Origin of the sequence: Burkholderia lata, from assembly GCF_902499335.1 — a bacterium.
Lineage (GTDB): Bacteria > Pseudomonadota > Gammaproteobacteria > Burkholderiales > Burkholderiaceae > Burkholderia > Burkholderia lata_B.
In genome coordinates, this window is sequence record NZ_CABVQK010000017.1 from 15645 (window position 1) to 36468 (window position 20824).

General features: G+C 65.1%; 19 protein-coding genes and 1 tRNA gene. 9 read left to right on the forward strand and 11 right to left on the reverse strand.

From position 1 onward, the window contains the following. Window positions 1-13: 13 nt before the first annotated feature. The 8 genes from BCO18175_RS33115 to BCO18175_RS33150 form a co-directional block, all read right to left on the reverse strand. A complete protein-coding gene (locus tag BCO18175_RS33115) occupies window positions 14-745 on the reverse strand; it encodes a MotA/TolQ/ExbB proton channel family protein (RefSeq protein ID WP_174918922.1) in 732 nt (243 codons plus the stop codon). Window positions 746-781: 36 nt separating this feature from the next. Beyond that, window positions 782-1513, reverse strand: coding sequence for an energy transducer TonB (locus tag BCO18175_RS33120; RefSeq protein WP_174987232.1), 732 nt, complete (start codon window positions 1511-1513; stop codon window positions 782-784). A 218-nt stretch (window positions 1514-1731) separates the two neighbouring features. Then, a complete protein-coding gene (locus BCO18175_RS33125; protein WP_174987234.1) occupies window positions 1732-1968 on the reverse strand; it encodes a (2Fe-2S)-binding protein in 237 nt (78 codons plus the stop codon). A gap of 150 nt (window positions 1969-2118) precedes the next feature. Further along, entirely contained in the window at window positions 2119-2979 is an 861-nt protein-coding gene (gene murI, locus BCO18175_RS33130; protein WP_174987236.1) for a glutamate racemase, read from the reverse strand. Window positions 2980-3018: 39 nt separating this feature from the next. Beyond that, window positions 3019-3495 (reverse strand): bacterioferritin, encoded by a 477-nt coding sequence (gene bfr / locus BCO18175_RS33135; RefSeq protein ID WP_039370101.1) that lies wholly within the window; start codon window positions 3493-3495, stop codon window positions 3019-3021. A 194-nt stretch (window positions 3496-3689) separates the two neighbouring features. After that, entirely contained in the window at window positions 3690-5213 is a 1524-nt protein-coding gene (locus BCO18175_RS33140; protein ID WP_174987238.1) for a fumarate hydratase, read from the reverse strand. A 34-nt stretch (window positions 5214-5247) separates the two neighbouring features. Beyond that, window positions 5248-5871, reverse strand: a complete 624-nt coding sequence (locus tag BCO18175_RS33145; RefSeq protein ID WP_174918926.1) for a TIGR00645 family protein — start codon at window positions 5869-5871, stop codon at window positions 5248-5250. Between the two features lie 113 nt (window positions 5872-5984). Then, window positions 5985-6881, reverse strand: coding sequence for a DMT family transporter (locus BCO18175_RS33150; RefSeq protein ID WP_027786899.1), 897 nt, complete (start codon window positions 6879-6881; stop codon window positions 5985-5987). 317 nt (window positions 6882-7198) lie between these two features. Between BCO18175_RS33150 and acs the strand changes: the two genes are divergently transcribed. The 3 genes from acs to BCO18175_RS33165 all read left to right on the forward strand — a co-directional run bounded on the left by acs (window position 7199) and on the right by BCO18175_RS33165 (window position 11628). Next, a complete protein-coding gene (acs, locus tag BCO18175_RS33155; RefSeq protein WP_174987239.1) occupies window positions 7199-9181 on the forward strand; it encodes an acetate--CoA ligase in 1983 nt (660 codons plus the stop codon). A gap of 83 nt (window positions 9182-9264) precedes the next feature. Further along, complete coding sequence (locus tag BCO18175_RS33160; RefSeq protein ID WP_174987240.1) at window positions 9265-9609, forward strand: DUF4212 domain-containing protein; 345 nt, start codon at window positions 9265-9267, stop codon at window positions 9607-9609. 3 nt (window positions 9610-9612) lie between these two features. Then, window positions 9613-11628 (forward strand): sodium:solute symporter family protein, encoded by a 2016-nt coding sequence (locus tag BCO18175_RS33165; RefSeq protein WP_174987241.1) that lies wholly within the window; start codon window positions 9613-9615, stop codon window positions 11626-11628. 65 nt (window positions 11629-11693) lie between these two features. Here BCO18175_RS33165 and BCO18175_RS33170 read toward each other — a convergent pair whose 3' ends face one another. The 3 genes from BCO18175_RS33170 to BCO18175_RS33180 all read right to left on the reverse strand — a co-directional run bounded on the left by BCO18175_RS33170 (window position 11694) and on the right by BCO18175_RS33180 (window position 15296). Next, a complete protein-coding gene (locus BCO18175_RS33170; protein ID WP_174987242.1) occupies window positions 11694-12296 on the reverse strand; it encodes a hypothetical protein in 603 nt (200 codons plus the stop codon). A gap of 671 nt (window positions 12297-12967) precedes the next feature. Next, window positions 12968-13058: transfer RNA gene (locus BCO18175_RS33175), tRNA-Ser, on the reverse strand. A 57-nt stretch (window positions 13059-13115) separates the two neighbouring features. Beyond that, complete coding sequence (locus BCO18175_RS33180) at window positions 13116-15296, reverse strand: TonB-dependent receptor (RefSeq protein WP_174987243.1); 2181 nt, start codon at window positions 15294-15296, stop codon at window positions 13116-13118. Window positions 15297-15643: 347 nt separating this feature from the next. Here BCO18175_RS33180 and BCO18175_RS33185 point away from each other — a divergent pair, with 347 nt between their 5' ends. From BCO18175_RS33185 to BCO18175_RS33210, 6 genes are all read left to right on the forward strand, one after another. Further along, complete coding sequence (locus tag BCO18175_RS33185) at window positions 15644-16273, forward strand: LysE family translocator (protein WP_174987244.1); 630 nt, start codon at window positions 15644-15646, stop codon at window positions 16271-16273. Window positions 16274-16318: 45 nt separating this feature from the next. Beyond that, on the forward strand, window positions 16319-16735 hold the full coding sequence (locus BCO18175_RS33190; protein ID WP_174987245.1) for a hypothetical protein: 417 nt from the start codon (window positions 16319-16321) through the stop codon (window positions 16733-16735). 353 nt (window positions 16736-17088) lie between these two features. Then, window positions 17089-18192: a toxic anion resistance protein gene (locus BCO18175_RS33195; protein ID WP_174987247.1), complete on the forward strand. Its 1104-nt coding sequence runs from the start codon at window positions 17089-17091 to the stop codon at window positions 18190-18192. A 20-nt stretch (window positions 18193-18212) separates the two neighbouring features. Beyond that, window positions 18213-18959, forward strand: a complete 747-nt coding sequence (locus BCO18175_RS33200) for a VWA domain-containing protein (RefSeq protein WP_174987249.1) — start codon at window positions 18213-18215, stop codon at window positions 18957-18959. A gap of 44 nt (window positions 18960-19003) precedes the next feature. Further along, a complete protein-coding gene (locus BCO18175_RS33205; protein WP_174987251.1) occupies window positions 19004-20020 on the forward strand; it encodes a DUF475 domain-containing protein in 1017 nt (338 codons plus the stop codon). 100 nt (window positions 20021-20120) lie between these two features. Next, the gene (locus BCO18175_RS33210) at window positions 20121-20777 is read left to right on the forward strand and encodes a TerD family protein (protein WP_174987253.1); all 657 of its coding nucleotides are present in this window, start codon (window positions 20121-20123) and stop codon (window positions 20775-20777) included. Window positions 20778-20824: the final 47 nt, after the last annotated feature.

Below are 20824 nucleotides of genomic sequence, written 5' to 3' on the forward strand. Positions count from 1 at the left end.
GGTTCACCCCGCCTCAGCTGGCGCGCGTCGCGAGACGCAGGCCGTCGCGAGCCGACGACGACGCGAGGCTCGCGCCCGTCACGAAGTATGCGTGCAGGCCGTGTGCGAAGCGGCGCAGCTTGCTGACGACACCCTTGTTCGCACGGGTGAGTGCGTTGTAGCCGAGCACGGCCGGGATCGCGACGAACAGGCCGAAGGCGGTCATGATCAGCGATTCGCCGACCGGGCCCGCGACCTGGTCGATCGACGTCTGGCCGGATGCGCCGATCGCGAGCAGTGCGTGGTAGATCCCCCAGACCGTACCGAACAGGCCGACGAACGGTGCCGTGCTGCCGATCGACGCGAGGATCGCGAGACCGCTCTGCATGCGCGAGATGCCTTCGTCCATCGTGTCCTTCAGGCAGCGCGTGACCCAGTCCGACACGTCCATGCGGTCGTGCAGGTGCGGCTGCGTCTGGTGGTGGTGATCGGCGGCTTCCTTGCCCGACAGCGCGAGCGCGAGGAACGGGTTGTCGTTCGGCGTCGAGGCGGCGAGCCCGAGCTTCTTGATGCCGTCGTCGAAGTCGTCCGAATGCCAGAACGCCTGTTCGGCGTTCTTCGTCAGGCGGTTCAGGCGGATCACGTTCCAGCCCTTGATGACGATCACGATCCACGACAGGACCGACATCACGAGCAGCGTGATCGCGATGGCGCGCGTGACGAAATCACCTTGCGCCCAGACGTGCGCGATACCGTAGCTTTGCATTTTCTTGTTTCCTTTGAATCTACCGAATATGACGGGTTAGTCGTCAAGCGTGAAGTTGAAGGGCAGCGTATGGGCGGCGCGGATCGCCTGGCCGTTCTCGATATACGGCGGACAGGTGCTGGCGCGCGTCGCTTCGAGCGCGGCTTCGTCGAGACGCGGATAGCCGCTGCTCTTCTGCAGCTGGACGCTTTCGATCTTGCCCGTCACGCCGATGATGAAGTGAACATAGGCCGTGCCCGTTTCGCCGCGACGGCGCGACATCGACGGATAGGTCGGCTTCACGAAATTGCAGGCGAGTGCCGATACGTTCTTCGGCGCGCTGACCTGCATCGTCTCGCGAGCCGGGCCAGGCGCTGCAGCGGGCGCAGCAGGCGCCGGCGCGGCGGGAGCCGGTGTCGGAGCGACGGCTGCCGGCGCGGGCGTCGGCGACGGCGCCTGCGAGACCGGCTGAGGCGTCGGCACTGCTTTCTGCACCGGCTTCGGCTCGACCTTCGGCTTCACGCGCGGCGTGGGCTTGGGCGGCGTCGGCTGTTGCGCGGCCGACTGGACCGCGACCGGCTGGGCAGGGGGCGCAGGCGGAATGAGCTGCGCGGTGATCGACTGAACCTCGATCTCCTTCGGCGGCGGCGGCGCGTTGCGATGGAGCCAGGCGGCCGTCAGCATGATCGCGTGTGCGGCAAGCACACCGACCGCGGCGACGATCACTCGGGGATTCATACGTGGTGCAGCCGGCAAGACGCCGGCAGGAGCGGAATGCGAAGCCTGCATGTTAGCTTGAAAGAACGATGTCGCACCCGGGGCGCGGCGGGTGAATCGGCATCACTTGCGGAAGATCAGCAGCGAGATGCAAACGGTGGTCACAAATCCGATCAGCAATTCCATGACAGGCTCCTTGGCAGGTAAGCCGCTGGCTCGCGCAGACGGTGGCTTGCTGACGGTCAAAACAAAAAATGCGGCCTGGGCCGCATACGCACACTCGGCGCCGGTCAGGCGGCCTTGCGATCGTAGAACGTGACCGGGATCGGGTGAGCATGGTGCTCGACACCGCACTGGCTCGCGCAGACGCCTTGTTCGGCCATGAGGTCGCGTACGGACTCCTCGCACTTGCCGCAGCACGTGGCCACGCCGAGCTCGAACTGGAGTTCATCGAAAGAGGTCACGCCCTCAGCGAGGGACGCGCGAATCTTGCGATCGGAAACAGACTTGCACACGCAGACGATCATGATGAGTTGCGATAGCTAACGGTAATGCGAATTATTATCATTAAATTTGCGGACGTTGACAAGCCTGGGGCGGGCTTTTTTTAAGGTCATCGGACCCTTGAAACGTCGGGGCGGTGGAACGGCACGCGGAGGAGGGCGTGCCGGCCGGTATCAGGCGGTCGCGCAGGCGCGCGCGTTCGGCGAGGAAATGGTGACGGATTCGACCGGCGCAGTGAGGCCGAGCAGCGTCGATGCGAGTACCTGCAACTGCCGGCCGTCGCTGGTCGAGCAGAAGCGGGGCGGCGCCGCGCGCGTGCCGGCGGGCGCGCGCAGTTGGCGCTCGTCGAGCACCCGGACGAGCTGGCGCGCGATCGCATCGCTGGTGTCGACGATCGTCAGGCGGTCGCCCACAAGGTCACGAATCGTTTCGGTGAAGAACGGGTAGTGCGTGCAGCCGAGTACCAGCGTATCGGCGCCGTCGTCGAGCATCGGTTGCAGGTAGCTGTCGAGCAACGCGCGCAATGCGGGCGAATTCGTGTCGCCGCGCTCGATGGCCTCGACGAGCCCGTGTCCGGGCTGGCAGATGAAGCGGCGGCCGGCGCCGTAGCGGTCGAGCAGCGCCTGGAAGCGCGGGCTGTTCAGCGTCGACTGCGTGGCGAGGACGCCCGCGACGCCGCTCGCGGACACGGCGGCGGCCGGCTTGATGCCCGGTTCGACGCCGACGAGCGGCATCGACAGGTGTTCGCGGGTCGCGGCGATCGCGCGTGCGGTCGCTGTGTTGCAGGCGATCACGAGTGCTTTTGCCCCTTCGCGGGCCAGCCACTCGCCGATTGCTAGCGTGCGTTCGGTAATGAACGCCTCATCGCGCGGACCATACGGCGCATGGTGCGAATCGGCGACGTAGATGAACGATTCGTCGGGCAGCTGCGCGCGCACGGCGCGCAGCACCGACAGGCCGCCCAGCCCTGAATCGAAGATGCCGATGGGGGCGACGGTCGAGGCCGTCGCTGCGATAACGGAAGGTGTCGACATGAACGGGCTGGGGGCGATTACGGGAAGCGTGGAGAGAGTTTACTCCGGCGTACCCATCATCGTTTGCTGGTAGTTCTGCAGGCCGACCTTGCCGATCAGGTCGATCTGCGTTTCCAGCCAGTCGATGTGCTCTTCGGTGTCGTCGAGGATCTTTTCGAAGATCTCGCGCGACACGTAGTCACGAACCGATTCGCAGTAGGCGATCGCTTCCTTGCAGGTGGACTGCGAGATCTGCTCGAGCTTCAGGTCGCACTTCAGGATCTCTTCGGTTTCCTCGCCGACGAGCAGCTTGTGCAGGTCCTGCAGGTTCGGCAGGCCGTCGAGCATGAAGACGCGCTCGATCAGCCAGTCGGCGTGCTTCATCTCGCCGATCGACTCGTCGTACTCGTGCTTGCCGAGCTTCTCGAGGCCCCAGTGCTTGTACATGCGCGCATGCAGGAAGTACTGGTTGATCGCCGTGAGTTCATTCTTCAACTGGGCGTTCAGATATTCGATGACTTTCTTGTCGCCTTGCATGGCTTGTTCCTTGTTCAGTGGGGCTTCAGAAACCGAAAGATAATCGCTCGAACGAGAAAAGCCAAGCCTCAAAGCCTTGCCGGGCCTGCCTTTTGCGTGTAATGAGAATCAGCCTCGTATGACCGGCCACACACAATAATGAGAATGAGAAGTAAAAAGGCCGGACTTCCGTCCGGCCTTTCGTTCGATCGCGCTTAAGCGGCTGCGACCGGGATCTTGCCGATCTTCGCCTGCCACTCCTTCGGACCGGTCTGGTGCACCGACGTGCCCGACGAATCGACAGCAACTGTTACAGGCATGTCCTGCACGTCGAACTCGTAGATCGCTTCCATGCCGAGGTCTTCGAATGCGAGCACCTTCGCGCCGCGGATCGCCTTCGACACGAGGTAAGCCGCGCCGCCGACCGCCATCAGGTAGGCCGCCTTGTGCTTCTTGATCGCGTCGATCGCGACCGGGCCGCGCTCGGCCTTGCCGACCATCGAGATCAGGCCGGTTTGCGCGAGCATCGTCTCGGTGAACTTGTCCATGCGCGTGGCCGTCGTCGGGCCTGCCGGGCCGACCACTTCGTCGCGGACCGGATCGACCGGGCCGACGTAGTAGATCACGCGGTTCGTGAAGTCGACCGGCAGCTTCTCGCCCTTCGCGAGCATGTCGGCGATGCGCTTGTGCGCGGCGTCGCGGCCGGTGAGCATCTTGCCCGACAGCAGCAGCGTCTGGCCCGGTGCCCAGCTGGCGACTTCTTCCGGCGTCAGCGTGTTCAGGTCGACACGCTTGCTGGTTTCGGTATTCGGTTCCCAGTTGACCTTCGGCCACGCGTCGAGCGACGGCGCTTCAAGCTTGGCCGGGCCCGAACCGTCGAGCACGAAGTGCGCGTGGCGCGTCGCCGCGCAGTTCGGGATCAGCGCGACCGGCTTCGATGCCGCGTGCGTCGGTGCGGCCATGATCTTCACGTCGAGCACGGTCGCCAGGCCGCCAAGGCCCTGCGCGCCGATACCGAGCGCGTTGACCTTCTCGTGCAGCTCGACGCGCAGTTCCTCGACCCAGTCCTTCGGGCCGCGCGCGATGATTTCCTGGATGTCGATCGGCTCCATCAGCGATTCCTTCGCCATCAGCATCGCCTTTTCAGCCGTGCCGCCGATGCCGATCCCCAGCATGCCGGGCGGGCACCAGCCCGCGCCCATCGTCGGGACCGTCTTCAGCACCCAGTCGACGATCGAGTCGGACGGGTTCAGCATCACGAACTTCGACTTGTTCTCCGAGCCGCCGCCCTTTGCCGCAACCTGCACGTCGACCTTGTTGCCCGGCACGATCTCGTAGTGGATCACGGCCGGCGTGTTGTCCTTCGTGTTCTTGCGGGCGCCTTCCGGCGGATTGACGATCGACGCGCGCAGCACGTTGTCCGGGTGCGTGTAACCGCGGCGCACGCCTTCGTTGATCATGTCGGTGAGGCCCATCGTCGCGCCGTCCCAGCGCACGTCCATGCCGACCTTCACGAAGATCGTGACGATGCCGGTGTCCTGGCAGATCGGGCGCTTGCCTTCCGCGCACATGCGGCTGTTCGTGAGGATCTGCGCGATCGCATCCTTCGCGGCCGGGCTTTCTTCCAGCTCGTACGCGCGGCCGAGGGCCTGGATGTAGTCGAGCGGATGGTAGTAGCTGATGTACTGCAGCGAATCCGCGATGCTCTGGATCAGGTCTTCCTGTTTGATGACGGTCATGGCTGAGACTCTGTGGGGACTGTGGGGAATGCGTTTATGCGTTGACGGCTGCGTCGGCCGGCTTGCGGGGCTCGTTCGCTGCGGGCGCGTGCGCCTCGTGGGCGTGCGGCTCGTGGAAATGGGCCGGGTGAGTGTGCGTCGTCAGGCGGTCGACCCACGCCATCACGAGCGCCGACACCAGGAACGACACGTGGATGATCACCTGCCACATGATCGCGTGCATCGTGTGCTGGTCGGGGTTGATGAACGTCTTCAGCAGGTGGATCGACGAAATGCTGATCAGCGCCATCGACAGCTTGACCTTCAGCACGCCCGCGTTCACGTGGTCGAGCCATTCGGGCTCGTCGGGGTGGCCCTCGATGCCGAGGCGCGACACGAACGTTTCGTAACCGCCGACGATCACCATGATCAGCAGGTTCGAGATCATCACCACGTCGATCAGGCCGAGCACCGCGAGCATCACGCTGATTTCGTCCAGGCTCGTCGCATGCGACAGCAGGTGCCAGACTTCCTTCAGGAACAGGAACACGTAGACGGCTTGCGCAACGATCAGGCCGAGGTAAAGCGGAACCTGGAGCCAGCGGCTCATGAAAATCAGCGCGGGAAGGGGGCGAAGCGGGCGACGCGCGGGGCGGCCGGGCGAATGCGGGGCAGACATGGTGGAAAGTCGGGCGCGGTGCGCAGGTATCGGGGGTAATCTTGAAAAGGCGCGCTATTGTAACGCGTCGGCCGGCGCGACTGCAGTGACGCGCCGGCTCTTCCAGGGACGGATCAGGAGGCGGCAGCCGGCACGCGTTTCACGCGCAGGCTCGCGAGCACGATACCGGTGACGACGCACGCGAGCGCGATGCCGTGGGCGAGCGTCGGGCGCTCGCCGAGGAACGCGATGCCATACGCTGCGGCCGCGACCGGCAGCACGGCGCTGAACACGCCGGCCAGGCTGCCCGGCACGTGCCGGATGCCTTTCATCCACAGCCAGAACGAGAAGATGCTGGCCGACAGGCCGTACCAGACGACGAGCGCCCAGGTGCCGGCCGGCACGCTCGCGTAATCGAAATGCCACATGGCCGTCGCGCCGAGCGGCAGCATCAGGCACAGGCCGAACAGGTGGGTGTACGCGCAGATGTCGATCGGCGCGAGCGTCTGCGTGAGGCGGCGCGACAGGATCACGTAGATCGATTCGCAGCACACCGCGCCGAGGATCAGCAGGTTGCCGGTGAGCGACGACGACGCGCCGTGCCCGGCAGCGCTGCCGTTCGCGAGGTTGATCGTCACGACGCCGGCGATCGCGAGTGCAATCGACACGAGCGCACGGCCGTTCGGTTTTTCACGCAGGATCAGCCACGCGAACAGCGCGACGATCGCCGGGATCGTGCTGGTGATCACGCCGGCGGCGACCGCGCTCGTGCGTTGCACGCCGTTCAGCATCAGCAGCGTGAACATGAAGGTGCCGAAGAACGCCTGCAGGAACAGGTTCAGCCATTCGCCGCGCTTGACCGTGCGCATCTTCACCGGGCTGAACAGCGGCCACAGCACGGCGATCGCGATCACGAAGCGCAGCGTGGCGAGGATGGCGACGGGGACGAAGACGACGATCGATTTGCCGATACCGACATTGCTGCCGACGAACAGCATCGACAGCACGAGAAAGAAAGCGTAGCGATTCAAGCTGGAATCCGGAAGGCGAGTTCAGTTAGGATTGTAGGGTCGCGCTCGTTACAGCGTAAAGCTGCAAGCGGGCGCCGCCCGGCGGGCGAAACGGCCGTGCCGCGTAAGTGACGGGTAAGTTCGAGCGCTTATTGTGGACACTGTCGGGTCGCCCGGTCGCCATCGCGCGACGTGGTGCGGCGCAGCATCGCGCAGCAGCCCTCGGGCCGTGCGCGGGTGATGGGTAGGAGACAGCGGCGCGCTTGCGCCGGCCAAGACACGCGGCGCGCACGATCGCGCCGCCATGCAGAGGATTCATGTTCACCAAGGGGTAGTCGATGTCTGCGATTGAATCGGTTCTTCACGAAACCCGTCAGTTTGCGCCGCCCGCGGCGCTCGAACAGGCGGCGACCATTTCCGGCATGCCGGCCTATCGTGCGCTCGCCGCCGAGGCCGAGAACGATTTCGAAGGATTCTGGGCGCGTCTCGCGCGCGAGGGTCTTGCGTGGCACAAGCCGTTCACGAAAGTGCTCGACGAGTCCAACGCGCCGTTCTACAAGTGGTTCGACGACGGCGAGCTGAACGCGTCGTACAACTGTCTCGACCGTCACGTCGAAGCCGGCAACGGCGAGCGCGTCGCGGTGATCTTCGAAGCCGACGACGGCACCGTCACGCGCGTCACCTATGCGGATCTCCTCGCGCGCGTGTCGCGTTTCGCGAATGCACTGAAGAAGCGCGGGATCGGCAAGGGCGACCGCGTCGTCATCTATATCCCGATGTCGATCGAAGGCATCGTCGCGATGCAGGCCTGCGCACGCATTGGCGCGACGCACTCGGTCGTGTTCGGCGGCTTCTCCGCGAAGTCGTTGAACGAGCGGCTCGTCGACGTCGGCGCGACGGCGCTTGTCACGGCCGACGAGCAGGCGCGCGGCGGCAAGACGCTGCCGCTGAAGAGCATCGCGGATGAAGCGATCGCGCTGGGCGGCTGCGAGGCCGTGAAGAGCGTGATCGTCTATCGCCGCACCGGCGGCAAGATCGACTGGCACGCCGAGCGCGACCTGTGGATGCACGAACTGACGGCCGGCGAATCCGACCAGTGCGAGCCGGAATGGGTCGGTGCCGAGCATCCGCTGTTCATCCTGTATACGTCGGGCTCGACCGGCAAGCCGAAGGGCGTGCAGCACAGCACGGGCGGCTACCTGCTGTGGGCCGCGCAGACGATGAAGTGGACCTTCGACTGGAAGCCCAGCGACGTGTTCTGGTGCACGGCCGACATCGGCTGGGTCACGGGCCACACGTACATCACGTACGGCCCGCTCGCATGCGGCGGCACGCAGGTCGTGTTCGAGGGCGTGCCGACCTATCCGGACGCCGGCCGCTTCTGGAAGATGATCGGCGACCACAAGGTCACCGTGTTCTACACCGCGCCGACCGCGATCCGCTCGCTGATCAAGGCGGCCGAAGCCGACGACAAGGTCCATCCGAAGAGCTATGACCTGTCGAGCCTGCGCATCATCGGCACCGTCGGCGAGCCGATCAATCCGGAAGCGTGGATGTGGTATCACAAGCACGTCGGCCAGGAGCGCTGCCCGATCGTCGACACGTGGTGGCAGACCGAGACGGGCGGCCACATGATCACGCCGCTGCCGGGCGCGACGCCGACCGTGCCCGGTTCGTGCACGCTGCCGCTGCCGGGCATCATGGCCGCGGTGGTCGACGAAACCGGCCAGGACGTGCCGAACGGGCAGGGCGGCATCCTCGTCGTCAAGCGCCCGTGGCCCGCGATGATCCGCACGATCTGGGGCGACCCGGAGCGCTTCAAGAAGAGCTACTACCCGGAGGAACTCGGCGGCACGCTGTATCTCGCCGGCGACGGCACGGTGCGCGACAAGGACACCGGCTACTTCACGATCATGGGCCGGATCGACGACGTGCTGAACGTGTCGGGCCACCGGCTCGGCACGATGGAAATCGAATCGGCGCTGGTTTCGCACGAGCTCGTGGCCGAGGCAGCCGTGGTCGGCCGTCCGGACGATACGACGGGCGAGGCGGTGGTTGCGTTCGTGGTGCTGAAGCGTTCGCGTCCGGAAGGCGAGGAAGCTGCGGCGCTGGCGAAGACGCTGCGCGACTGGGTCGGCAAGCAGATCGGGCCGATCGCGAAGCCGAAGGACATCCGCTTCGGCGACAACCTGCCGAAGACGCGTTCGGGCAAGATCATGCGCCGCCTGCTGCGTTCGCTAGCGAAGGGCGAGGCGATCACGCAGGACACGTCCACGCTCGAGAACCCGGCCATCCTCGAGCAGCTCGCCGAAGTGCGCTGACCGTACCGGTTGCGCATCACGCGCACGAGCCCCTGCGCGGCAATCCCGATTGCCCGAGCAGGGGCTTTTTGTTACATAACGGCATGACCGTTCCGACCCGTTCGGCGCCTGCTGCGCCACCGCCCGTTCCCGAACCGCTCGCGCGTGCCCATGCGCGCTACTGGCGCTTCAACGTCGCGCTGATCGCGGTGCTGATGGTGATCGGCTTTTCGGTGTCGTTCATCGTGCCGTTCTTCGCACCCGCGCTCGCGGGTATCCGCTTCGCCGGGTTCAGCCTGCCGTTCTATGTCGGCGCGCAGGGCGCGATTCTCGTGTATCTCGTGCTGATCGTCGTCTACATCGGGCTGATGCAACGCGCGGACCGGACGCTGCGCCGTGCATACGACGACCATGCGGCGCTGGCCGGCAACGCACGCGGCGGGCGCTGACTCATGCTGACGCATCGACTGATTCGCGCGTATGCGCTCTACACGCTGGGGTTTCTCGGGTTCGTGCTGCTGATGTGGCGGATCGAGCGCGCCACCGGCTCCGGCGTCTGGATCGGCTATGTGTTCCTGTTCGTGCCGATCGCCGTGTATGCGGTGATCGGGCTGCTGTCGCGCACGTCTGATCTCGTCGAGTACTACGTGGCCGGGCGGCGCGTGCCGTCCGCGTTCAACGGGATGGCGACGGCGGCCGACTGGCTGTCGGCCGCGTCGTTCATCGGCCTGGCCGGCTCGCTCTACGCGACCGGCTACGACGCGCTTGCCTACGTGATGGGCTGGACGGGCGGGTTCTGCCTGGTCGCGTTCCTGCTCGCGCCTTATGTGCGCAAGCTCGCTCGCTACACGATTCCCGATTTTCTCGGGACGCGCTTTTCGAGCACGGCCGTGCGCGCACTGGCGGCCGGCGCGGCGATCCTGTGTTCGTTCGTGTACCTGGTCGCGCAGATCCAGGGGATCGGCCTGATCGCGACGCGCTTCATCGGCGTCGATTTCGCGATCGGGATCTTCTGCGGGCTCGCGGGCATTCTCGTGTGCTCGTTTCTCGGCGGGATGCGCGCGGTCACGTGGACGCAGGTGGCGCAGTACATCATCCTGATCAGCGCGATCCTGATTCCGGTGTCGCTGATCGCGATGAAGAACGGGCTCGGCCCCGTGCCGCAGTTCAGCTACGGCAAGCTGATGGAGCGCGTCGCGGCGCGCGAGGCGCAGGTGCGCGATGCGACCGACGAACAGCAGGTGCGCGACGCATACCGTCGGCAAGCCGCGGATATCCAGACGCGGCTCGACCGGCTACCGGCATCCTATGCGGACGCACGCCGTCATCTCACCGACCAGCTTGCCGACCTGCGGCGCCACAATGGGCCGCTGCGCGAGATCAGCCAGCGCGAGCGCGAACTGGCCGACTTCCCGCGCGATCCGGCGGCGGCGCGTGTCGCGTGGACGCAGGCGCGCGACGATCTGCTGGCCCGGGCCGAACCGCCCGTGCCGATGCACGAACCGTTTCCCGCCGCGAGCGACGACGAACGAAAGCCGCGCGAGCGGAACTTCCTTGCGCTGCTGCTGTGCCTGTCGCTCGGCACGGCGAGCCTGCCGCACATCCTGACGCGCTACAACACGACCACGTCGGTTGCGTCGGCACGGCGCTCGGTCGGCTGGACCTTGTTCTTCATCGCGCTGTTCTACCTGAGCGTGCCGGTGCTCGCGGTGCTGATCAAGTACGAGATCCTCGCGAACCTCGTCGGGCGGCCGTTCGCCGAGTTGCCGGCGTGGGTCACGCAATGGCATCACTTCGAACCCGACCTGATCAGCGTCGTCGAGGTGATTCGCGACGGTATCGTGCACTGGTCGGAAATCCAGATGCAGCCGGACATGGTCGTGCTGGCCGCGCCGGAGATCGCCGGGCTGCCGTATGTCGTGTCGGGGTTGATTGCAGCCGGTGCGCTTGCCGCGGCGCTGTCGACCGCGGACGGGCTGCTGCTGACGATCGCGAACGCGCTGTCGCACGATGTCTACTACTGCATGGTCGCGCCGGACGCATCGAGCCAGCGGCGCGTGACGATCTCGAAGGTGCTGCTGCTCGGCGTCGCGTTGTTCGCGTCGTATGTCGCGTCGCTCAATACCGGGAAGATCCTGTTTCTCGTCGGCGCCGCGTTTTCGCTCGCGGCTTCGAGCTTCTTTCCGGTGCTGGTGCTCGGCGTGTTCTGGAAGCGCACGACGACGCGCGGTGCGATCGCCGGGATGGTGACCGGGCTCGCGGTGTGCGTGTACTACATCGTGTCCACCTATCCGTACTTCACGCAGCTGACGGGGTTCGCGGGGCGCACGTGGTTCGGGATCGAACCGATCAGCTCGGGGGTGTTCGGGGTGCCAGCGGGGTTCGCGGTGGCGATCGTCGTGAGTCTGTTCGATCGAAAGCCGGATGAATATACGCGGGCACTGGTGGATTACATCCGGCATCCGTGACACGAGGGGCGTTCGGTATTGCTCAAGTGCCGCGATCCGCCCGTACCGGCGCGGTGACGGGCCGGTCAGAGCGCCGAAATGGCGAGCTCGGCGCCCTTGGTCGTCTGCACGCGGCTGAAATCACAGCTCCCATCCGTCACGCCATTGGCGTTCGGTATGGCGACGCAGACATAGGCACGGATGCCATGCGGCAAGGCCACGTGTCGGAACTCGCCAACCTTGATCGTCGCGACCCGTTCAACGGCAAATTGATCGTTGATCGGCGTCACGCCCGACGGGATCGACATGGTCACTTCCGACGTGGCTTTCCCGGCTTGCGATTTCAGCGTCTGGCTGCTGCCGATCTCGCCGTTGACCGAGAAGCGTATCGCTGCCTGTCCTTCGGACACGCGCTGGACCGTGACCGCGAGCGTCGGCTTGGCGATTCCCGCCGCGCATTTGGCGGCAGCGCATTCGCGAACCGAAAGAAGCGTGCGAAATTGAGATGCAGGCTGACCGATGACCGACAGGTCGGTCGACGATCCGCCGTCGCGCAGCGATTTCTCGAGCGGCGGGGGAGATGTGACCGCGACGGTGGTGCTGATCGTCGCGGGCGAAAATGCCGTTGCGCAAGCTGACAGCATTGTCGCCGCGACAGACATCATGGCGAACCGTGGACTCAATCGCATGGATCTGACTCGCGGTGATGAAACCCTGGATATCGTCAGGAGAATACACATCTTTAGCGTGCGGTGTTCGGGATTCGCTTTGCGCTGCACGCTCGGCCCAGACTAGGAAGCGGGGGCCGGCCACGCAAGGGCGCTGGATCCGGTTGTTTTTCGGGAAGTCAGTGTAACGGTCGCATACCGGAAAATTTGAGAAGCCGAATCCGTGATGCGGATTCACGATCGTTATTCAATTTCGAATGACGGGCTGAATGGGCGTCGTCGGGCCGAGAAAGACAATGGAGCGACAAGAAGCGCGTTGAATAGCATGGCGCGGTACCCGCGCTTGATGCCTGATGGCAGAAATCGATGCGAAGCGCATGATGGCGAGCGTGTCTGCGTAGCGCGCGCATCCCGGTTACCAGAGGGAAATCAACGATGCAAGAGCACGTCACGGGCGCCGCCAACGGTCGCCACACCGGTGATTGACGGGCGTTTTGGCGTGCGGAAATGAAAAACGGGCCGAGCGGCCCGTTTTTGCTGATGTCCTGGCGGAGAGAGGGGGATTCGCCCACACGAGCGCGGGCCGCGGATTCGCTTGCAAGCGAATCCCTTCGAATCTCCCGCACAAGCCGAACTGTCGGCTTGCTTCTCTCCAGAAACGAAAATGCCCGCTGGCGCGGGCATTTAAATACTGGCGGAGAGAGGGGGATTCGAACCCCCGATAGGCGATTAACCTATACACGCTTTCCAGGCGTGCGACTTAAACCACTCATCCATCTCTCCGGAAGACCGAGAGTATAGCAAACTCTGGTGGCAGCCCGCCACTCCCTTCCGTGATCGTCAAAAATCCGTCGTCATCGACAGCCACACCGAGCGCGGATCGCCCTGCGTCAGGTACCCGCCGGTCGTCGACGACCAGTACGACTTGTTCGTGACATTGCGCACGGTCGCGCGGAACGTCGTCTTCCGGCCGAACAGTTCAGTCGCGTAGCGCGCGCCGAGATCGTAGCGGTCCCACGCCTGGATCGACGCCGTGTTCGCAACGTCCACGTACTGCGGGCCCGTGTGGATCCAGCGCGCGGTCAGCGTGAGGCCGCGCAGCATCGGCACGTCGTATTCTGCACCCGCATTGAGCAGGAACGACGGCACGCCGATCGGCCGGTTGCCGTCGTTCGCGCCGCCCGCCGTGTTCTGCAGCGTCGCGTTGATGTACGTCGCACCCGCGATCAGCCGCACGCCTTTCCACGGTTCGCCGTAGACGGCCGTTTCCACGCCGCGGTGCCGCTGCGTGCCGTTGGCGCCGAACAGCTTCGACACCGGATCGGTGTATGCCATCGGCTTCTCGATCTGGAACAGCGCGAGCGACGCGCCGTACTTGCTGGTGTCGTAGCGGATGCCGGCCTCGACCTGCTTCGACCGGAACGGCGACAGCGACTGGCCCGCATTGCGCGAGGTGTTCGGCGCGATTTCGCCCTGCGCGAGCGCCTCGCTGCGGTTCGCGAAGATCGATACGTTCTGCCACGGTTTGACGACGAGACCGAACACGGGCGTCGTGATCGCGTCGCTGTACGTCGACGACACGGCACCGGTGTAGTCGAAATTGTCGACGGAGATCGACTGGCGGCGCGCGCCGATCGTGAACAGCACGCGGTCGCCGAGGAAGCCGAGCGTGTCGGACACCGCGACGCTGCGCAGCCAGGTCTTGGTGACCGTGCCCGGGTCGCTCATGTCGCCGCCCGCATAGGCGGTCGGCGGGAACGCGACCGGCGCCGGATCGTAGAGCGTCGTCGGAAACGTGCCCGACATCGTGTACGCGGTCTGGCTGTCGATGCGGATGAACGACGCGCCGGCCGTCACGAAGTGCGACACGGGGCCGGTCGTGAAGTGACCTCGCACGCCGGCCTCGGCCGACTGCGAATCCTGCTTGTATGGCACGCTCAGGCGGTAGCCGGTCGTGCCTGACGACGAGTAGGTTGGCGTGTAGTAGTCGCCGTGCTCGTTCGTACGTCGGGCGCCGGCTGACACATAGGCGGTCCATGCGGGAAGGAAATCGTATTCGGCGCGCACGATCCCGACTGTATCCTCGAGCTCACTGAAGCTCCATGGCTGCGTGTAGTTGTGCGTCGCGGACGGCACGGCCGGCACCTGGTTGCCGCCGATCAGCACGACGGGGCGGCCGTTGTCGATCCGCTTGCGCTGATACAGGAAGTCGCCGTACAGGCGCAGCTTGTCGCCGCGCCAGTCGAGCGCTACGGCCGTCACGTTGTTGCGGTGGCGCTCGTCGCTAACGGCCGTGTCGCCGCCGCCGATCGACTGGTTCACGCGCACGCCGAACTGGCCCTCGCTGCCGAAGCGGCGGCCGATGTCGATGTGCGTGCCGATCGAGCCGGACACCTCGCCATTGACGGTCACGCGCGTAAGCGGCTTGTCGTCCGCGCGCTTCAACTGCAGGTTTACGCCGCCGCCGACCGCGGAGCCGTTCGGCGATGCGCCGCTCAGGAATGCATTCGCGCCCTTGAGCACGTCGACGCGTTCGACCGCATCGGTCTGGACGAGCTGTCGCGGCGTGACGCCGTACAGGCCGTTCAGCGATACGTCGTCGCCGGCGAGCTGGAAGCCGCGGATGATGAATACCTGCGAGAAGTTGCCGTAACCGGACGCGCTGCGCACGGCCGGATCGTTGTCGAGCACGTCGGCGAGGGTGCGCGCCTGCTGGTCCTCGATCAGCTTCGACGTGTAGGTGGTCATGCTGAACGGCACGTCGCTCGCCTTTTGCCGGCCGAGCACGCCGTAGTCCGCACCGCGCGCGACCTGGCCGCCCGCGTAGGTCGGCGCGAGGTCGCCGGGCAGCGGCTCGGCGGCGCCCGTTACGTTGATCGACGGCAGCACCGACGTGTCGGGCGCGACAGTGGCGGCGGACGCGGCCTGCTGGGCCTGCGCGGGGGGAGCGAGCGCGCAGGTCAGCGCAATGCCGAAGGCAATCGGCGTGAGACGCCGGGCGGGTAACGAAAGTGTCGACATGGGACGCAAATCGGGTGTGGTCGGTAATCCATCCCAGGGCGGCAAGTCGGAATCCGGGCGGTGTGATGCGTCCGTGCTGTCGCGGACGTTTTTTTTATCGAGCGGCGGAGTCTAACGTAAACGAGAATCATTGTCGTTTACGAAAATGATCGCTCACTATCCGGGATGGCGGGCGAGCGCGGGGCGGGATCGAGGTCGCATCGCCACCGAGCGGGCATCGAGGCGAACATGCGATCATGAGCCGTTCAACTTCGTCGTCATGATTCGCGCGTGCCGGCAGCGGCCCGCGCGGGGGAGACGGCGACGCCTTCCCGTACGCAAGCTCCCTTCAGAAGGAACGCCACGCCATGTCGCTGTCCGCCTTGCTCGCTTTTGCCCTGATCCTGTCCGTCGGCGTCGCGACGCCCGGCCCGACGGTGTTGCTCGCGATGAGCAACGGCTCGCGGTACGGATTGCGTCACGCGATGGTCGGCATGCTGGGTGCCGTCACGGCCGATGTCGTGCTCGTTGCGCTGGTCGGGTTGGGTCTCGGGATGCTGCTCGACGCGTCGGAAACGGCATTCGTCACGCTGAAGCTGGCCGGCGCTGCGTGGCTCGCCTATGTCGGCGTACGGATGCTGCTGTCATCCGGCGGCTCTGCCGCTGCGCAGGCGTTCGATCCCGCGACGCCCGATCGCCGGACCGCGTTCCTGAAGAGCTTTTTCGTCGCAATGAGCAACCCGAAGTACTACCTGTTCATGTCCGCGCTGCTGCCGCAGTTCGTCGATCGGTCGCATGCGATCGCGCCGCAGTACGCGATCCTCGCGGCGACGATCGTCGCGATCGACGTTGTCGGGATGACCGGCTACGCGCTGCTCGGCGTGCATTCGGTGCGCGTGTGGAAAGCAGCCGGGGAGAAGTGGCTGAACCGCGTCAGCGGGTCGCTGCTGCTGATGCTCGCGGGGTATGTCGCGCTGTATCGCAAGGCCGCGAACTGACGCGGCGATGTTTCGGGAACACGTTCCTGGCCAACCGGCCCGGCGATGAAGCCGATCGAGCGCTTCACGCTCGAAACGCACGACGGTCCGTATGAAACCTGGCCGTCGCGCACTCATGTGCTCGTGAGCGGCGAGCGTTGCGGCCTCACCGTGTCCGGCTATGTGCTGCTCCGCCAGTTCGAGACGCCGTCCGCCTATCTGCTCGTCACCGACTACGACTGCCTGTTCGAGGAGGCCGTCACGTTCACGCTCGTGTCGAAGGAACCGTTGAAGGAGCTCGCGCGGCGCACGGTCGGCGCGATGTACGCGTCGTGCCATCTGGACGACATGACATGGTCCGACGACCGGCATTTCAGCGCGACGTTCGTCGACATCGACGGACGGTGGGATTTCACGATTCGTGACCGATCGGTGCCGTTCGTGTTGCCGCGGCTAGGGATGAATCGCATACAGGACCGGTAATGCGCGATCGGCGCTTGCGAGTGCGTTGCCCGTGCATGTGCGCCGTCTGAAACCCGCCAAAACGGGCGGTTTCATTTCTCTTTCGCATTGATCAGACATGTAAGTTTTGATGTGTCCGAATCCTGCGCGGCCAACATGCATGGCGGCAGGAACGGCGACGGTCGGGCATGGCGTTCGCTCGAAACATTACAAAATGAATGGAAGGTGAAAGAATTCCTTCCCTTGACGCAAGGCGCTCGAGCCATTTATTGTCCGTCTGCCGCCCGTGAGAGAGCACGGCGGCAATCGCGGATGCGCGCCTCGCGCGCATGACAACACGCAGCAAAAAGCAGAAAAGGAAACGTGGTAGCCACATGAAGCCGCTATTCGACGACAAGAACTCCGATGCGGTCAGCGATCGTCCTTCCACCCCGTCTTCGTCACCCGCTGCCGTGCTCGCCACCGTGCCCACCGCCGCCGTTGCCGTGCCGGCAGCACGCCCGGTGGAGAACGCCCGCCTGATCACCGTCGACGAGATCGACCAGCTCGGCGCGACGCAGGGCACGCGGATCGCGGCCTTTTCCCAGCAGATTCTCGCGAGCGTCCGCGCGTCGGATGCCGACCAGTTCGGCGACAAGCTCAACGAACTCATCGCGACCGCGAAGGGGCTCGACCCGCGCGGCGCCGACAAGGGCGGGCTGCTCACGCAGGTCACGCGGCTGTTCCGCTCGACCAAGGAGAAGCTGCTGTCGCAATACGAGTCGGTGAGCAAGCGGATGGACACGCTCGTCGTCGAACTCGAGAACCATGCGCAGCGCCAGAAGGCCGGCATCGACGAACTCGAGCGGATGTACAACGACAACTACGCGCTGCACCAGGAGCTCGCGCAGTCGAAGGCGCACGGCGAAACGGCGCTCGCGACGCTGCGCGCGCATCTCGCGGCCGGCCAGCAGCCGGCGGACGACGCGTTCGCCGCGCAACGCCTGCTCGACGTGAAGCGCAAGGTCGACGCGCTCGAAAGCAAGCTCGACGACCTCGACCGCGCGATGCTGATGTCGAAGCAGCTCGCGCCGCAGATCCGGATGGAGCAGGACCAGAAACGCACGCTGACGTCGAAGTTCATGACGATCAAGACCGTGCTGATCCCCGCGTGGACCAACGCGTTCGCGCTCTACCTCGAGCAACTCAGCACGAAGCGCGCGGCAGCGCTCGCGAACGCGACGTACGAAGCGGCCGACGAGGCGATCCGCGCGCAGGCCGACCTGAACCGCCAGAACGCGCAGGAAGTCGCGAAGCTCGGCCAGCGCCCGGTGATCTCGACCGACACGTTCGAATACGCGCAGCAGCAGCTGTTCGGCGCATTCGACGACGTCACGCAGATCATCGCCGACGGCAAGCGCCAGCGTGAGCAGGACGCACCGCGCCTGCGCCAGCTCGAACAGGACCTGATCACCCGATTCGCTCCGAAGCACAACTGAAAGAACCGAGAGAACACCGCATGATTACGCTTGAGAAACGCGCGGCGAAGGTCGCGATCGTCCTCGAAAAACGCCAGATCCTGAAGCCGCCCGTCGTGCGCGTCGGCGCGGCGCTCGACATCTCCGGCTCCGCGAAGCCGCTGTATCAGTCGGGCGTGATCCAGGACACGCACGACCGGATCCTCGGCATCGCTCTGAAGTTCGACGACAACGGCGAAGTCGACACGTGGACCTTCACCGAAGGCTACGACCGGCTGCCGACCGCGACGCCGGACAACTACGGCTCGTACATCTCCGACCACGTGCTCGAAGCGCGGATCGACAAGTGGGGCGGCACGCAGTACGCGCCGGTGATGAACGACATCGTCGACTTCTTCTTCCGCGCGCCGGAGCCGTCGCCGAAGCGCGAAGAGAAGCGCGGCTTCCTGAGCCGGCTGTTCGGCGGTTCGGACGACACGCCCGCGCCGGCCGTCTCCGCGCCGGTGAATGGCCATCTGCCCGCATGGGTGCTGTTCGTCACCGACGGCCAGAATCCGAAGAACGACCGCAAGCGCGTGCGCCAACTGCTGGCCGAGTCGCAGCACTACCCGCTGTACTGGTCGCTCGTCGGCGTCGGCGATCCGAGCGAATTCGGTTTCCTCGCGGAAGTCGCGGACGAGATGCCGAACGTCGGCTTCCTGCATCTCGAATCGCTCGACGTCAGCGACGAACATATCTACGAACAATTGATCACGCAGGAATTCTGCAACTGGGTGCGCGCGAAGTAAGCGCAGCCCGCCCGCCTTTTATCCAGAACTCGATTACCCCCATCATGTTGAAAGACTTCAAGATCCCGTTGTCGCTTACGGTGCTCGCGCTGATCGCGGCCTATCTCCTCGGCGGCGTGAAGGACATGCTGATCGTCGCGGTCCTGTCGGTGCTCGAAATCTCGCTGTCGCTCGACAACGCGGTCGTCAATGCATCGGTGCTCAAAAACTGGTCGGAGAAGTGGCGCAACCGCTTCATGGTGTTCGGCCTGCCGGTCGCCGTGTTCGGCATGCGGCTCGTGTTCCCGCTGCTGATCGTCGCGGTGATCGGCCACATCGGCATGTGGGACGCGCTGAAGCTCGCGATCGAGTCGCCGGAGCAGTATGCGTCGATCCTCACGTCCGCGCATCACCAGGTATCCGCATTCGGCGGCGCGTTCCTGCTGATGGTGTTCTTCAAGTTCATGCTCGACACCGAGAAGGACGAGCACTGGATCGGCTTCCTGGAAGGCCCGATGAGCCACCTCGGCCGCATCACGGCGCTGGAAGTGGCGCTGACGCTCGCGATCATCATCATCGCGTCGCTCTACGTGCCGGCGGTCGAGCAAGTGGGCTTCCTGCTCGCGGGTGCGTTCGGCGTGATCAGCTTCGTGATCGCCCACGGCATCGGCGATCTGATCGGCGGTGAGGAAACGGGTACGCGCGTGGTGCGCGAAGGCGTCGCGGGTTTCATGTATCTCGAAGTGCTCGATTCGTCGTTCAGCTTCGACGGCGTGATCGGTGCATTCGCGCTGTCGAACAACATCTTCCTGATCGCGCTGGGCCTTGGCGTCGGCGCGGCCTATATCCGGGAGATGACGCTCGTGCTGCTGAAGAAGGGCACGCTCGCGCAATACCGCTATCTCGAACACGGCGCGTTCTGGGCAATCGGTGCGCTTGCAACGATCATGTTCCTCGGCGTGAAGTTCGAGGTGCCCGAGGTCATCACCGGCCTGGTCGGCGCGGCGATGATCGCCGCGGCCGTGTGGTCGTCGATCGTCGTGCAGCGCAAGGAAGACCGGACTGCCGTCGCAGGCGAGTAACCACGCGTCACGCGCGGGTCGAACACCATCAACGAGGGGCCGCGCAGGGCGGCCCGGCATTGCCGCCGGCACAACGGCGGTTCCAGCAGAAGAGGTTCAGATGATCAATTTGTCGAAAGGCGGTCGCGTCAACCTGTCGAAGGAAGCGCCCGGCACGCAGAAGTTCCGCATCGGTCTCGGTTGGGATGCAAACTCGACCGACACGGGTACGGATTTCGATCTCGACGTGTCGGTGTTCCTGTGCAAGTACGACGCGCAGAGCAATCCGAAGCTGATCTCGGATCAGCACTTCGTGTTCTACAACAGCGAAGTGCGCACGATGGAGCGCAAGGACACCTTCATCCAGCCGGGCGACGATTTCCCGAAGCGCGGGATGCCCGCGTCGAAGTGCCTGGGTGTCGTGCATAGCGGCGACAACCGCACGGGCAGCGGCGACGGCGACGACGAAGTGATCTTCATCGACGTGACGAAGCTCGCGGCCGACATCGAGGAAATCTCGGTGGTCGTGACGATCGACCAGGCCGAAGCGCGTCGCCAGAATTTCGGCCAGGTGCGCAACAGCTACATCCAGATCGCCGACGAAGTGTCGGGCGCGGTGATCGCGAAATACGCGCTCGAGGAAGACTTCTCGATGGAGACGTCGGTGCAGGTGGGCAGCTTCTATCGCCGCGACGGCCAATTCATGTTCAAGGCGGTCGGCGCCGGCTACAACCGCGGCCTGGGCGACTTCGTGCGCGCGTACGGCGGCGCGGTCTGACTGGCGGCAGCCCGGCCGGCGGGACACCGCCGCGCCGGGCAGGAAGC